1 pseudogene is annotated in these 344 nt (G+C 62.2%); it reads left to right on the top strand.

Annotated features, from left to right (window positions below):
* Positions 1–210 (top strand): annotated as a pseudogene (locus AC1RPW_RS08210) (hypothetical protein); the annotation flags it as partial.
* Positions 211–344 lie beyond the last annotated feature (134 nt).

The following is a 344-nucleotide window of genomic DNA, read 5'->3' as shown; positions in this document are numbered from 1 at the left end:
ACCGGAGCCTGTCGAGTGGATCTCTTCGTGGACGCCGCCGGGACAGTGACTGTCGGTGAGATTAACGCCGTACCCGGGCACGGAGCAGCCAGCACCTTCCCCCGGATCTTCGAACTCGCTGGCGTCAGCCGATCCGAACAACTCGCGCTCATGATCAACGCAGCATTGGAGATCTACCGCACATCCGCGACGGAGAGATTCGTCGCATAGCGTTTCATCGCAACCTACCGAATGAGTTCCTCGGGCCGCAGTCATCGCATGGCCATGCGGGTGTTGGCGATGAGGTTGTGCCATTCCGATGCGGTGTCTGGGGAGACGCCCAGGAGTCGTGCGGCGACCACGGG

Source organism: Dellaglioa sp. CoH-55-MRSF-8 (genome assembly GCF_056782195.1).
Note: the sequence above shows the minus strand (reverse complement) of the source record. Positions and strands in the feature narration are given on the sequence as shown.